This window comes from Humibacillus xanthopallidus (assembly GCF_006717145.1).
GTDB lineage: Bacteria > Actinomycetota > Actinomycetes > Actinomycetales > Dermatophilaceae > Humibacillus > Humibacillus xanthopallidus.
On sequence record NZ_VFQF01000001.1, the window covers coordinates 2,311,371 to 2,325,068 of the forward strand.

Here is a 13,698-nt window from a genome sequence, read left to right on the forward strand (position 1 = left end):
CTAGCGGAGCGGCCCACCCACCGGTGATGCTGTGCCTAGCCCCTGAGACCGGAGTCACCATGCCCCTACCCGTCCGACGACGCATCGGCCCCGTCGACACCATCTGGCTCAACATGGACCGGCCCAACAACCTCATGGTCATCGTGTCGCTGATGTTCCTCGACGGGGTGCCCGACTGGGACGAGGTCACCGAGCTGATCCGGCACAAGGTCGTCGAGCCCTTCCCGGTCTTCCACCAGCGACCCGAGTCCGCCGGCGTCTCCGGGGCCCTCGGGCAGCCCTACTGGGTGGACGACGAGGACTTCCGGCTCGACCGGCACCTCCGGCGGGTCACGCTCCCCTCGCCGGGAGACGACCGGACGCTCCAGCACCACATCGAGGGCTACCTCGACCGGCCGCTCGACCACGCCCACCCGCTCTGGGAGCTCCACCTCATCGACGGCCACGGGCAGGGCGCCGCGATGTTCCTGCGCATCCACCACTCGCTCGCCGACGGCATCGCCCTGACGAGGGTGCTGCTCTCGCTGACCGAGGGCGATCCGGCCGACGCGGCGGGGATGGCCGTGTCGACCGTGGTGCCACCCGACACCACGCTCTCCGGAGCGATGGACAGCCCGGAGGTCGTCGCGGCTGTGGAGGCGGCCGTCGAGACGCTCGAGCACCTGGACGAGCACCTGGGCCAGCACGCTGACGACCACCTGAACGAGCACCTGAACGAGCACCTGGACGAGCGCGGGAGCGGCCTGCGGCTGCCCCTTCTCTCCCTCGTGGGTGACGGCCTGCGGCTCGCTCGCGACGGCGTCGGCCAGCTGCTGCGGCTGAGCACGCCGGGCGGCATACGCGACACCGCCGACCTCGCCGTGCGCACGACGCGCGTCGTCGCGGAGCTGCTCCTCACCCACAACCCGCCGAACCCGCTCGACGGCGCCCCGGGCGGCACGAAGCGCGTCGTGTGGAGCGAGCCGCTCCCGCTCGTCGGGCCAAAGCAGCTCGGCCGCCTCGCCGGAGCAACGCTCAACGACGTGCTGATGAGTGCCGTCGCCGCCGCCCTCCACCGCTACCAGCTCGACAAGGGCGCCGACCCCGTCGACCTCGTGACGATGGTGCCGGTCAACGTGCGCCCGCTCGACGAGCCGCTGCCGCCGGAGCTCGGCAACCGCTTCGCCCTCGTCTTCTTCCGCTACCCCAGTGCCCTCTCCGCTCCACTCGCGCGGCTGGCGGAGACCAAGCGCCGGATGGACTGGCTCAAGCACTCCCCCGAGGCCGTGCTCACCTTCGCGCTCATCAACGCGATCGGACGGACCACCGCGGGCATCGAGCGCTACATCGTCGACTTCTTCGCCAACAAGGCGATCGGCGTGACGACCAACGTCGCCGGGCCCCGGTCGACCCGCACGCTCGCCGGGGTGCCTATCGCCGGCGTCATGGGCTGGGTGCCCGGCTCGGGCACGCACGTCGTCGGCGTCTGCATCTTCACGTATGCCGGCACGGTGCGGGTCGGGTTCATGACCGACGTCGCCGTCGTGCCCGACCCGGAGCTCCTCCTCGCAGCCTTCGAGGACGAGCTCGACCACCTCGTCCACATCGGGCGACCGCGCCCGGGCAGCGGCAAGGGTCCGGCCAAGGCGGCGGCGAAGAAACGGCGGAAAGGCCCGAAGGCGGGCCGGGGAAAGGGGCATGATGCCGACCGACCACGCACGGCGTGACGTCGAGGTCCACGCCGGGCTCGACGTGGCGCTCGCCGCGATCCGCGACGTCGCGAGCCAGCCGGAGTGGATCCCGACGATCAAGGAGGCCGAGGTCCTCGAGGCCGACGACGCGGGCCTGCCGCTGACGGCGCGCTTCGCCGCGTCGACCGCCGTCGGCACCGACCGCTACACCCTCGCCTACGAGCACGCCCCCGACGGCATGAGCTGGTCCATGGTCGAGGGACGCCTCCAGACCGGCCAGGAGGGCGTCTACACCGTTGAGCCCCTCGGGGTGGATCGCGCGCGTGTCACGTACGACCTCACGATCCACCACAACCTGCCGCTGCCCGGCTTCATCCGCTCGCGGATCATCAAGGGCCTCGTCGACGAGACGCTCACCGGTCTGAAGACCCGGCTCGAGCCGGTGTCGTGAGCAGGGTGCGGGAGGCGGTCGTAGGGTGGCTGGCATGACCACTGCGACAAGCGTCTTCGTGTCAGAGCCCGGCGAGCGCGACGTCCTCCAGGTGCGAGAGCACGACGTGCCGGCGCCCGGCGCGGGCGAGGTGCAGGTCGAGCTCGCGGCCGCCGGCGTCAACTTCATCGACGTCTACAAGCGCCAGGGCATCTATCCCGTGCCCACGCCCTTCGTCCTCGGCGAGGAAGGTGCCGGCACCGTCGTCGCGGTGGGTTCCGAGGTCTCCGGCATCGCCGTCGGCGACCGGGTGGCCTGGTGCCAGTCGCCGAACAGCATGTCGACGCTCACCAACAAGCCGGCCGACAAGGTCGTGCCGGTGCCCGACGGCGTCGACCTCGAGGTCGCTGCCGCCGCGATGCTCCAGGGCCTCACCGCCCACTACCTCGTCACGAGCACGTATGCCGTCCGCGAGGGTGAGGTGGCCCTCGTGCACGCCGCGGCCGGCGGGGTCGGGCAGCTCCTCGTGCAGCTCATCACGCACCGCGGAGCGACGGTGGTCGCGACCGCAGGAACCGACGAGAAGCTCGACATCGCAAGGGCGCTCGGCGCCCAGCACCTCATCAACTACTCGACGTTCTCGTCGTCCGACGACTTGGCCGCAGCCGTGCGCTCGGCAGCGGGTCGGGGCGTCGACGTGGCCTATGACGGTGTCGGCAAGGCGACGTTCGACGCGTCGCTCGCCTCCCTGCGACCCAGGGGCATGATGGTCCTCTTCGGTGGTGCCAGCGGCCAGGTGCCGCCCTTCGAGATCCAGCGCCTCAACGCCGGAGGGTCGCTCTTCCTGACGCGACCGTCCCTGGGCCACTACGTCGCCGACCGTGCCGAGCTCGAGTGGCGCGCGGGCGAGGTGCTCGGCGCGATCGCGGACGGGTCGCTCGCCATCGACATCGGCGGCCGCTACCCCCTCACCGAGGCGGCGTCGGCCTATGCCGCCCTCGAGGGCAGGCAGACGACCGGCAAGCTCATCCTGGTGCCCGGCGTATGAGCCGCACGCTGCTGCGGCACGACCGCATCTGGACCGGAGACATCGGGCAGCCTTGGACGACAGCGCTGCTCGTCGAGGACGGTCGCATCATCGAGGTCGGCTCGGCTGCGCTCGATGCAGGGGCGGACGCCGTCGTCGACCTCCCCGGCGCCCTCGTGATGCCAGGTCTGCACGACGCCCACATCCACACCGAGTGGGTGGCGCGGAGCCTCTCCTCCGTCGACCTGCACGAGGCACGCTCGCTCGACGAGACGCTCGGGCTGGTCCGGGCCCACGAGGCAGGCCTCGCACCCGGGGAGTGGCTGCACAGCGGCCGGTGGAACCACAACATCTGGGCGGTGCCGGTCCAGCCCGACCGGCACTCGCTCGACACCGTCTCGGGCGACCGGGTCGCTGCGCTCTCGAGCGTCGACGGCCACACGATCTGGGCGAACTCCCTTGCGCTGCAACGCGCCGGCATCACGCGCGACACCCCCGACCCTGTCGGTGGCGAGATCGTCCGCGACGCCGACGGTGAGCCGACGGGCATCCTGCGCGAGTCGGCCCAGGAGCTGCTCGACGTCATCGAGCAGGACCAGGCGCCGTTGCGGCCGTGGCTCGAGCGGGCGCAGGACCTGCTGCTCTCGGTCGGCCTCACGAGCATCACCGACATCGACGGCGAGGAGACCCGGGCGGCATACGCCGAGATGCACGCGGAGGGAGCTCTCCGTCTCCGGGTCACCAAGTGCACCCGCGACCCCGACCTCGAGCTCGCGATCGAGCAGGGCCGCCGGTCGGGTCAGGGCGACGACCGCTTCCGGGTCGGGCCGGTCAAGTTCTTCAGTGACGGCGCCCTCGGGTCACACACTGCCCACATGACGGAGCCCTTCATCGGCCACGAGGGCTGCGGCATCGCGGCGATGCCCTACGAGGTGCTGCTCGGGCGCACCCTGCTCGCCGTGCAGTCGGGGCTCGACGTCTGCACGCACGCCATCGGCGACGAGGCCAACCGGCTCGTGCTCGACTCGTTCGAGGCGGTGCGGGCCGCAGGGCACGATGCAGTGCTGCGCGTCGAGCACGCCCAGCACGTGCGACCGGTCGACCTCCCCCGCTTCCGCACGCTCGACGTCATCGCCTCGATGCAGCCGAGCCACTGCACGGCCGACCTCGAGCTGGCCGACCAGATCATCGGCCACCGACGCCTGGCGTCCTACGCGTGGCGCAGCTTCCTCGATGCCGGCGTGCGCCTCGCCTTCGGGTCGGATGCGCCGGTCGAGGACCCGAACCCCTTCTACGGCCTGCACGCCGCCGTGACCCGGCGGCGCGCCGACGGCTCACCGCTGGGCGGCTGGCGACCCGAGGAGCGGATCACGCTCGACGAGGCCGTGCACGCCCACACCGTGGGGGCGCACGAGGCGGTCGGGCGCACGGACGTCGGGCGTCTCGCGCCGGGCCAGCTCGCCGACCTCATCGCCGTCGACCGCGACCTGTGGACGCTCGAGCAGTCGGCCCCCGCCGACATCCGCGACACCGTGGTGCTGCAGACCTGGGTCGACGGCGAGCTCGCCCACGAGCGCACCTGACCCACCCGGCATACCTCTGCGGTTGCCCGACCGCCGACCGACGACCGTGTCTCCACACTGCGCGTGTGCTCTGCGGGTACCAAGCGTCACGGGCGGGCCCGGGTGTGAGCAATGGTCGTCGGTCGGCGGCCGCAGCCGCGAAGCCTGACGTAGTCGGTGCCGAGCAGCGCATCCTGCCTGACAGCAGCCCGAGCCAGCACGGACTGCACCCAAGCAGCCTTGAACATGGCCTGAGGCCAGGACACCCGGATGACCAGCCAGTTATCGAGCACCAGCTCGTCGTAGCGCCAGCAGTCCGCGTCGATCACCCGGGACGACGTGTGGAACTCGTGACTGTCGCCCTCCACGACGATCCGCAGCGCGGGGTCGACGAGGTCAGGACGAATGCGTCGACCCGCGACCCGGATGCGCCGCTGCGGTTCCAGACGGAGTCCGGGCACCTCGGTGGAGATCGCCCGGATGACGGACTCGAAGGCGTTGGCCGGCCGCTCACTCGCAAACCACGCAACGTCGAAGGCGGCATCCCGTCCGCGGCCAGGCATGGCCTGCGCCGCACGCATCAGCTCGACAGACGTCACCGACCCCGACCTCAAGGCTGAGTCGGCGACTGCGAGTGCCTCGTCGAAGGGCAACGTCGTGGCGCAGTCCAGCACCGTGCGAAGGGGGGTGGTGCGCCAGCCGACGACATCGCTCGCAGGAAGGCGTTGCCACCGGATGCGCGCTGACGCCTGAGCCTCGACGGACACCTTGCGTCCACGCGGCACGATCAGTTCTGGCTGCCGCGGCTGCCACTTGAGCGACCACTCATAGGACGCCGCTGCGCTGGTCAGCCCGGCGACGGCGGTGAGCCGGTGGGCGGCCACTCGGGCGGCGTGGGCGCTCGGAAGCACGTACCTGCCACGAGCGACCCGGTGGATGCGACCCGCCCGGTGCGCGTCATCGAGAGCCTGCCGACCCACGGCCGCCTTGAGCTGACCGTGAGTTGCGACCCCGCCCATCCGTTGCATGACGTCGGTGATGTCCATATGGCCAGCCTCGCGGAGACGGTCGCGCGGCTCCGCCGGTCATCCACAGCCGACGAACGACCATAGGTTCACCCAGGGCCTCGACACGCCGCTGGATGCACCGCGTGGGCGTGCTTCGCGGAGCAATGGTCGTTGGTCGGACTCGCACGGTCCGTGGCGAAGGCGGCGCGGGTGAAAGGCGCCGCAGGGGTCAGGACTCGCCGGGGACGACGGCGAGCAGGAGGGTCGCGAACCACGTCAGCAGACCGACGACGGTGAGGAAGACGCCGATGATGCCGACCCCACCGGCACCGGCAGCCGTCGACGAGCGCCGACGCCGCCGCCCGACGAGGACGAGCACGATGCCGGCGACGAGCCACACGAGCCCGACGAGCAGACCGGCGAGCACCCCGGCGTTCCACCGCATCTCAGCCACCCATCTCAGGCGGGCAGCTCAGGCAGGCGCCTCAGGAGCGAGGACCAGCGCGACGTCACCAGAGGGCGGCGACGAGGACGTTCACCACGGCGCCGCCGCCGGCGACGTCGAGCAGGGTGCCGGCGTCCTGGCCGCGCTTGGTGCGGGCCCGGCCGATCTCCGCGGCCGCGACGACGACGAGGGCGATGACGAGCTTGACCGCGATCTTCGTGTTGTTCACCTCGTGGGAGTCGTCCTTGATCGCCGACGCGATGCCGACGAGGGCAAGGCCCGTCACGAGCTGGGCACGTGCCCCCCAGACGATGGGCGCGATGAGCGTGCGCCCGCTCCGGACGGCGATCCACCCGCCGACGACAGCAGCCATGCCGAGCAGGTGGAGGGCGACGAGCACGTTGTAGACGAAGTCCATGGCGGTCATCCTACGGAGCGTCGTATTCCGAGCGCCGCCGCCCCTCCCCCGTCAGGAGCCGGGCCGCTCCCCGAGGTCGTGCAGCGCCGCGAGCCGCCGCCACGACGACGTCAGCGGGTAGTCGTCGATCCGGTCGACGGGCACCCAGCGCGCATCGGAGGTCGTGCCGCCGACGTCGTGGATGACGATCTCGGTCGGCTCGGGACACGTTGCGGCATAGACGATCCGCACAGCGTGGAAGTCCTCGAGCGCCCCCGACGGAGCCCGCCCCACCCAGTGCTGCGACTGGACGGTGATGAGGTCGCCGAGGTCGATGCGCTGGCCCGTCTCCTCCCACACCTCGCGGTGGACCCCGGCGACGGGCGACTCGCCGTCGTCGAGCCCGCCCCTGGGCAGGCCCCAGTCGCCGGCGACGTGGGTCTGCGAGTTGAACTGCGTCAGCAGCACGCCGCGCTCGCTCGTCACGACGGCGTATGCCGCGACGCGCTGGTAGGGCTCCCCCACCTCGTCGGGCGCCACGCCGAGGTCGCGCGGCACCTCCGGCACCCGAGGCGGTATGCCGTCCAGAGCGCTCACGAGATAGGTGAGCTCGAGCGCCCCGTCCTCACGCACGGTGGCGGAGTGGGCGGAGTCGGCGGCCCACCCCGACTGGGCGAGCACGTGCACCGGGTCGGCCCCGTGGGCGAGACGGGCGCGAGCAACGGCGCCACCGGCGCCACCGGTGCCGACCACCCCGACGACGTGCACGCCGCCAGGGACATTGGTGCGCACCGGCCGGGTCATGCCGATGGAGTCCGCACGAGCGAGATCGCACGCTCGTACTCGCTCACGGCCAGGCGAGCGACCTGCGACCACTCCTGCTCCGGGGGGTGGGCGACGTTCCACGCACGCATCTCTGCGACTCGTGCGGGATCGGTTGCGAGAGAGGCGATTGCGGAAGCCATCTCCGAGTCGCTCGAGACGACAAGGCCGTTCACCCCGTCACTCACGAACTCCCCTACCCCAGAGCCGGATCGGCCGATCACCGGCAGGCCGACAGTGCGCGCCTCGAGGGCTGCGATGCCGAACGACTCGAGTCGTGCAGGTGACAGGTAGACGTCGGAGGCGGCATACCTCTCTCTCAGCTCCTCGCGCGAGACGCGGCCGGGCAGGCGCACCCAGCCGAGGTCGTGCTCGCGCACGTGCCGCTCGACCCGCGACCGCTCTGGCCCCTCGCCGAGGATGGTCAGCGTGATGGCGCCCTCGCCGGCCATGGCCTCCGCCTGCGCGACGACGCCGACGAGCGCCGCAGGCCGCTTGCGCTTCGCGAGGCGCATCGCCGTGACGAGGCGCAGCGGGCCCGGCGCCCGGTCGACGCGCCCGGCGGCCCACCGGCTGACATCGATGCCGTTGGGCAGCACCGACACGGCGCTCCCCGGCTCGACGAGCCCCCGCAGGGGGCGGGCCGCCACGTCGGACACGGCAGACATCGCGACACCCCGAGCGGCCCAGCGGCGCACGAAGCGGCCGGCGTCGAAGACGGGGGCGAGGTCGGCGAGCATGCAGTGCCACGTCATGGCCGTCGGCAGTCCCATCCGCAGCGTCACCCGGGTCGCGTCCCAGGCGAAGGGCGACACGACGCCGGTCTGCACGTGCGCGACGTCGAAGTGACCACCCTCGAGGCGGCGGCGCAGCTCCGGCGGCGCCCACGGGTTGATCGGCAGCTGCCACGGGAGGCGCGCGGCCAGCCGGTGGACGGGGATGCCGTCGACGACGGTGATCTCACCGTTCCGCTCACCGGCGCCGCCCTGGGTCGCGGTGAAGACCTCGACCTCGTGGCCGAGCCCGACGAGAGCACGCGCGAGGTCGTGCGTCTGCACCTCGATGCCGCCGAGCCGCGGCAGATAGCAGTCGGACAGGAGGGCCACCTTCACAGGCTTCACTCTGTCATGCGAAAAGATGGGGCGATGCCACGCACCCTGCTCGCCTTCCACGCCCACCCCGACGACGAGGCCCTCCTCACGTCGGGCACGATGGCGCGCGCGGCGGCCGAGGGCCACCGGGTCGTGCTCGTGGTCGCGACCGACGGGGAGCTGGGGCTCGCGTCGCAGGAGTTCGCCGCCGACGGCGCGCTCGCCGGCCGGCGGATGGCCGAGCTGAGGCGCAGCGCCGCCGCGCTGGGCGTCGCCCGCGTCGAGCACCTCGGCTATGCCGACAGCGGCCTCGGGCCAGAGGTCGCGCCCGACCCGCCGGGCGCGACCCGCTTCGTCCGCGCCGACGTGGAGGAGGCTGCCGCCCGGCTCGCGGCGATCCTCACGGAGGAGGAGGCCGACGTGCTGCTCTCCTACGAGCCCAACGGCGGCTACGGCCACCCCGACCACAAGCAGGTCCACGTCGTGGGCCGCCGTGCCGCCGAGCTCGCCGGCACGCCGCGGGTCCTCGAGGCGACGGTGCCGCGCGACACCATCTGCCGTGCCATCGACCTCGCGGCCAGGGTCTACCGCTTCCCGCCGGAGTTCGACCGCTCGAGCTTCGACCGCGCCTTCTCGGCTCGCAGCGAGATCACGCACCGGATCAACGTCCGACGCCACATCGCGGCCAAGCGCGCCTCGATGCGCGCGCACGCGTCGCAGGCGAGCGCCGACGGCGGCGTCGACCGCACCCTCGCCGCCTTCCTGCGCATCCCCCGGCCGCTCTACGACCTCGTCTTCGGGCGCGAGTGGTTCGTCGACCCCGCCGCCCACCCGGGCGACCCGGTGCGCCGCGACGTCTTCGACGGGCTCCCCTGACCCGAGGCGGTATGCCGTCCGCCCGGTCCTGTGACTCCGCTCCCCATCGTCGTCCACCGAGTCGCAGGAGGCGGATGATCGAAGGGTGAGCTGGTGGCGGGACCGTTGGCCGACGGTCTTCTTCGTCGGCTCCGCCGGTCTGCTCGGCGGCGGGGCCGTCGCCGCGCTACTCGGAGCCGACGAGACCGCCCGGTGGCTCTGGATGGCGGCAACGGCGTTCGGCCTCGTGGTCTCTCTCGTCTCGACGACCCGGGCCCTGCAGAGGCGGTCGCCGACGGTCGACGTCATCGCCGTGCTCGCGCTCGCGGGAGCGCTGTGGGTCGACGAGCCCTTCGCCGGAGCGATGATCGCGGTCATGCTCGCGACCGGTCAGCTGCTCGAGGCCCGGGCCGCGGCGCGGGCCAGCCGCGAGCTGCGCCTCCTCGTCGAGCGCACGCCGCGGACCGCCCGGAGGGCGACGCCCGACGGGGTCACCGAGGTGCCGGTCGAGCAGGTCGTGCCGGGCGACCACCTCGTCGTCGGCACCGGTGAGGTCGTGCCGGTCGACGGACGGCTCGAGGCCGCCGCCACCCTCGACGAGTCGGCCCTCACCGGCGAGGCCCGGCCGGTGGAGCGACCTGCGGGCGACGACGTGCGCAGCGGTGTCGTCAACGCCGGACCACCGCTCGACCTGCTCGCGACCGCGCCCGCCGCCGAGTCGACGTATGCCGGCGTCGTCCGTCTCGTCGAGCAGGCACAGGCCTCGTCGGCCCCCTTCGTGCGCACGGCCGACCGCTTCGCCATGCTCTTCGTGCCGCTGACCCTCGTGCTGGCGGGCGCCGCCTGGGCGATTGCCGGCTCGCCGCTGCGCGCGGTGGCGGTGCTCGTCGTCGCGACCCCGTGCCCGCTCCTGCTGGCCGCTCCGGTGGCGATCATGTCGGGACTGTCCCGCGCTGCGCGGATCGGTGTCGTCGTCAAGGGCGGCGGGGCGCTCGAGAGCCTCGCGGCGGGTCAGGTCATGCTCTTCGACAAGACGGGGACGCTGACGCGAGGACGCCCCGAGCTCGCCTCGGTCGTGACGGCGGGAGGCGAGGGAGACGGCAACGACGCGTTGCGCCTCGCCGCCTCGCTCGACCAGGTCTCGCCGCACCCGCTCGCGAGCGCGCTCGTCAGCGCCGCACTCGCGAGGGGCCTCGACCTGTCGATGCCGACCGAGGTCCACGAGGTGCACGGCTACGGCCTCGAGGGTGTCGTCGACGGGCGCGTCGTCCGGCTCGGCAAGGCGTCGTGGATCGTAGGCAACGAGCGGCCGCCCTGGCTCCAGCGCGTGCGACGGCGGGCCGCGCTCGACGGCTCGCTCACGGTCTTCGTCGCCGTCGACGGGGTTGCCGCCGGGGCCTTCCTGCTCGAGGACCCGATCCGCTCCGACGCGCCCCGCATGCTCGCGATGCTGCGCTCCACCGGCATCACCCGCACCGTCCTCGTCACGGGTGACCGGGCCGACGTCGCCGAAGCGGTGGGCCGGATCGTCGGGGTCGACGCCGTGCTCGCCGACTGCGACCCCGCCGACAAGCTGGCCGTCATCCGGGCCGAGTCGGGCACGGCCCGCACCATCATGGTCGGCGACGGGGTCAACGACGCCCCCGCGCTGGCCGCGGCCGGGGTGGGCGTCGCGCTCGCTGCGCGGGGGGCGACGGCGTCGTCGGAGGCTGCAGACGTCGTGCTCACCGTCGACCGGGTCGATGCCCTCGCCGACGCCATCCTCATCGCCCGCAGGTCGAGGCGCATCGCGCTCCAGGCGGTCGTCACCGGCATGGGTCTCTCGCTCGTGGCGATGGTCGCCGCCGCGGCCGGGTTCCTGCCCCCGGCCGCCGGTGCCGTGCTGCAGGAGGGCATCGACGTGCTCGCCATCGCGATCGCGCTGCGGGCCCTGCTGCCCGGGCGCCTGCACACGATCGCGATGTCGGAGGCCGACGTGGCGACCGCGCACCGGCTTCGCGCCGAGCACGACCTCACGCTCGGCACGGTCGAGCAGATCCGCGGCGTGGCCGACGACCTGACGGGCGAGGAGCTCGACCTGGCCCCGGTCGAGGCGCTGCTCGAACGCCTCGAAGGCCAGCTCATCCCGCACGAGCGAGCCGACGAGGACCTGCTCATGCCGCTCGTCGACCGGGCACTCGGGACCGACGCGACGGCAACGATGCGGCGCACCCACGCCGAGATCGAGCACCAGGTCGGCCGGCTGAGGCGACTCGTCGCCGAGCTCGACGGCACGGCGGCCGGGGCCGGGGCCGGGGCCAGCCCCCCGCCGATCTCGCCGGAGGACGTCGTGGAGCTGAGACGCATCCTCTACGGCCTCTACGCCGTGTGTCGCCTGCACAACAGCCAGGAGGAGGAGGGCGCCTTCGCCCTCGTCCCCGCCAGCGCGACTCCGCGGCACTCGGCACACCTGCCGGCCGGCCTGCCGGCGATCCGACGCCGCACCCGCTCGTGAGGGGCGATCACCCGGTCCGCCCGCGCGCGGACCCAGCCGGACGGCATACTGGCGCGTGCTGCTCCCCAGCAGGAACCTCGACGACGATGAAGGCGGCGCCCTCGTGACCGACGGCATGGAACGCACCTGGCTCGCCCACTACGCAGAGGGCGTGCCGGCTGATGTGGAGGTGGGCGACGCGTCCCTCGTTGACCTGCTCGACACGTCGGTGAAGCGCTTCGGCCCGCTGGTTGCCCTCGAGTTCTTCGGGGCGGAGACGACCTTCGCGGAGCTCGGCCGTCAGGTGCGCGCTGCCGCCGAGGGGCTGCGCCAGCTCGGTGTCGGCCCGGGTGACCGGGTCGCGATCGTCCTGCCCAACTGTCCCCAGCACATCGTCGTCTTCCACGCTGTCCTGCGGCTGGGCGCTGTTGTCGTGGAACACAATCCGCTCTATACAGCGAGCGAGATGGAGCACCAGCTGAGTGACCACGGAGCCACCGTGGCCATCGTGTGGGACAAGGCGGCCGGGCTGGTGATCGGTGCCGGAAGCGTCACGAAGGTCGTTGCCGTCGACCTCACGGCAGCGATGCCGCTGCGGACGCGTCTGGCCCTGCGACTCCCGGTCGCGAAGGCGCGTGCATCGCGGGCCGCCCTGACGGCGCCTGCAGGAGGCACGATCCCCTGGCGGCTCCTGCTGTCGCACGGCGATCTCGCGGCCGACTACCCGCGCCCGCGCGCCACCGACCTCGCGGCGATCCAGTACACCAGCGGCACGACCGGGGTGCCCAAGGGCGCCATGCTGACCCACCGCAACCTGCGCACCAACGCCGCGCAGGGGAGGGCCTGGGTGCCCGGGCTCGTCGACGGCAAGGAGGTCATCTATGCCGTCCTGCCGATGTTCCACGCCTACGGCCTCACCCTCTGTCTCACCTTCGCGCTGAGCATCGGCGCGCGCCTCGTGCTCTTCCCGAAGTTCGACGTCGACCTCGTGCTCGCCGCCGCGGCCAAGCACCCGCCGACCTTCCTCCCCGCCGTGCCCCCGATCTACGAGCGTCTCGCCAAGGCCGCCGAGGAGCGTGGCGTCGACCTCACGTCGGTGCGCTTCGCGATCTCCGGAGCCATGTCGCTGCCGGCATCGACGCTCGAGCTGTGGGAGCGCGTGACCGGGGGTCTGCTCATCGAGGGCTACGGCCTGACCGAGACCTCACCCGTGGCGGTGGGCAACCCTCTCGGCCGAGAGCGCCGGCCCGGTGCCATCGGAGTTCCCTTCCCCAACACCGAGATCCGTGTCGTCGACCCCGAGAACCCCTCCACCGACAAGGCTCCCGGCGAACGCGGAGAGCTGCTCATCCGGGGGCCCCAGGTCTTCAGTGGCTACTGGCAGAAGCCCGACGAGACGCGCGAGGCCCTCATCGACGACGGCTGGTTCCGCACGGGCGACATCGTCGAGGTCGACCCCGACGGCTTCGTCTCGATCGTCGACCGCATCAAGGAGATCATCATCACCGGCGGCTTCAACGTCATGCCCTCGGAGGTCGAGGCGGCGCTCCGAGAGCACCCGGACGTCGCCGACGCAGCCGTCGTCGGCATCCCCCGGCCCGACGGGAGTGAGGACGTCGTCGCCGCCGTGCAGCTCGCGCCCGGAGCCACCCTCGACGAGGCGGCCCTGCGCCAGCACTGCCGCTCGTGCCTCGCCGCCTACAAGGTGCCGCGTCGCGTCGTCGCCGTGGACGACCTGCCGCGGTCACAGATCGGCAAGGTGCTCCGCAAGCAGGTGCGCGCCTCCCTCATCGCCCCCTGACCATCGAGAGGGCAGCTCGTCGGGCCACTCACAATCGAGAGAGCACTTCGTCGTCCCCGACGGAGTGCTCTCTCGATTGGTGGGGGGGTGCTCTGTCGATGTGTGGTGTCGCCCGTAT

12 protein-coding genes are annotated in these 13,698 nt (G+C 72.4%); 7 read left to right on the plus strand and 5 right to left on the minus strand.

Annotated features, from left to right (window positions below; all coding sequences use genetic code 11):
* Window positions 1-59 precede the first annotated feature (59 nt).
* Genes FHX52_RS10130 through FHX52_RS10145 form a run of 4 tightly spaced genes read left to right on the plus strand, consistent with a single transcriptional unit; the run spans window position 60 to window position 4,710 of the window.
* Complete coding sequence (locus FHX52_RS10130) at window positions 60-1,706, plus strand: wax ester/triacylglycerol synthase domain-containing protein (protein ID WP_185747179.1); 1,647 nt, start codon at window positions 60-62, stop codon at window positions 1,704-1,706.
* A complete protein-coding gene (locus tag FHX52_RS10135; protein ID WP_221630535.1) occupies window positions 1,678-2,121 on the plus strand; it encodes an SRPBCC family protein in 444 nt (147 codons plus the stop codon). The genes FHX52_RS10130 and FHX52_RS10135 overlap by 29 nt, the downstream gene beginning before the upstream one ends.
* Window positions 2,122-2,155: 34 nt before the next feature.
* Window positions 2,156-3,148, plus strand: coding sequence for a quinone oxidoreductase family protein (locus tag FHX52_RS10140; RefSeq protein ID WP_141821769.1), 993 nt, complete (start codon window positions 2,156-2,158; stop codon window positions 3,146-3,148).
* Window positions 3,145-4,710 (plus strand): amidohydrolase, encoded by a 1,566-nt coding sequence (locus tag FHX52_RS10145; protein ID WP_141821770.1) that lies wholly within the window; start codon window positions 3,145-3,147, stop codon window positions 4,708-4,710. Before FHX52_RS10140 ends, FHX52_RS10145 begins: the two co-directional genes overlap by 4 nt.
* Before the next feature lie 86 nt (window positions 4,711-4,796).
* Here FHX52_RS10145 and FHX52_RS10150 read toward each other — a convergent pair whose 3' ends face one another.
* The 5 genes from FHX52_RS10150 to FHX52_RS10170 form a co-directional block, all read right to left on the minus strand.
* Window positions 4,797-5,735: a type IV toxin-antitoxin system AbiEi family antitoxin domain-containing protein gene (locus FHX52_RS10150; RefSeq protein ID WP_185747180.1), complete on the minus strand. Its 939-nt coding sequence runs from the start codon at window positions 5,733-5,735 to the stop codon at window positions 4,797-4,799.
* Window positions 5,736-5,925: 190 nt separating this feature from the next.
* Entirely contained in the window at window positions 5,926-6,141 is a 216-nt protein-coding gene (locus tag FHX52_RS10155) for a hypothetical protein (protein WP_141822157.1), read from the minus strand.
* A gap of 64 nt (window positions 6,142-6,205) precedes the next feature.
* Window positions 6,206-6,568 (minus strand): hypothetical protein, encoded by a 363-nt coding sequence (locus tag FHX52_RS10160; RefSeq protein ID WP_221630536.1) that lies wholly within the window; start codon window positions 6,566-6,568, stop codon window positions 6,206-6,208.
* Window positions 6,569-6,610: 42 nt separating this feature from the next.
* Window positions 6,611-7,330 carry an NUDIX hydrolase gene (locus FHX52_RS10165; protein WP_141821771.1) on the minus strand — a complete coding sequence of 240 codons (720 nt, stop codon included), beginning with the start codon at window positions 7,328-7,330 and terminating at the stop codon, window positions 6,611-6,613.
* An 8-nt stretch (window positions 7,331-7,338) separates the two neighbouring features.
* Complete coding sequence (locus FHX52_RS10170; protein ID WP_141821772.1) at window positions 7,339-8,472, minus strand: glycosyltransferase; 1,134 nt, start codon at window positions 8,470-8,472, stop codon at window positions 7,339-7,341.
* Window positions 8,473-8,505: 33 nt separating this feature from the next.
* Between FHX52_RS10170 and FHX52_RS10175 the strand changes: the two genes are divergently transcribed.
* From FHX52_RS10175 to FHX52_RS10185, 3 genes are all read left to right on the plus strand, one after another.
* Window positions 8,506-9,327, plus strand: a complete 822-nt coding sequence (locus tag FHX52_RS10175; RefSeq protein WP_141821773.1) for a PIG-L deacetylase family protein — start codon at window positions 8,506-8,508, stop codon at window positions 9,325-9,327.
* Between the two features lie 85 nt (window positions 9,328-9,412).
* Window positions 9,413-11,800 carry a heavy metal translocating P-type ATPase gene (locus tag FHX52_RS10180; RefSeq protein WP_141821774.1) on the plus strand — a complete coding sequence of 796 codons (2,388 nt, stop codon included), beginning with the start codon at window positions 9,413-9,415 and terminating at the stop codon, window positions 11,798-11,800.
* Window positions 11,801-11,915: 115 nt separating this feature from the next.
* Window positions 11,916-13,580 (plus strand): long-chain-fatty-acid--CoA ligase, encoded by a 1,665-nt coding sequence (locus tag FHX52_RS10185; protein WP_221630572.1) that lies wholly within the window; start codon window positions 11,916-11,918, stop codon window positions 13,578-13,580.
* The last annotated feature ends 118 nt before the right edge of the window (window positions 13,581-13,698 follow it).

Coding starts and splice junctions, on each gene's coding strand:
- FHX52_RS10145 (WP_141821770.1), top strand. CDS start 3,145: ATGAGCCGCACGCTGCTGCGGCACGACCGCATCTGGACCGGAGACATC.
- FHX52_RS10150 (WP_185747180.1), bottom strand. CDS start 5,735: ATGGACATCACCGACGTCATGCAACGGATGGGCGGGGTCGCAACTCAC.
- FHX52_RS10135 (WP_221630535.1), top strand. CDS start 1,678: ATGATGCCGACCGACCACGCACGGCGTGACGTCGAGGTCCACGCCGGG.
- FHX52_RS10155 (WP_141822157.1), bottom strand. CDS start 6,141: ATGCGGTGGAACGCCGGGGTGCTCGCCGGTCTGCTCGTCGGGCTCGTG.
- FHX52_RS10130 (WP_185747179.1), top strand. CDS start 60: ATGCCCCTACCCGTCCGACGACGCATCGGCCCCGTCGACACCATCTGG.
- FHX52_RS10175 (WP_141821773.1), top strand. CDS start 8,506: ATGCCACGCACCCTGCTCGCCTTCCACGCCCACCCCGACGACGAGGCC.
- FHX52_RS10140 (WP_141821769.1), top strand. CDS start 2,156: ATGACCACTGCGACAAGCGTCTTCGTGTCAGAGCCCGGCGAGCGCGAC.
- FHX52_RS10185 (WP_221630572.1), top strand. CDS start 11,916: ATGGAACGCACCTGGCTCGCCCACTACGCAGAGGGCGTGCCGGCTGAT.
- FHX52_RS10160 (WP_221630536.1), bottom strand. CDS start 6,568: ATGACCGCCATGGACTTCGTCTACAACGTGCTCGTCGCCCTCCACCTG.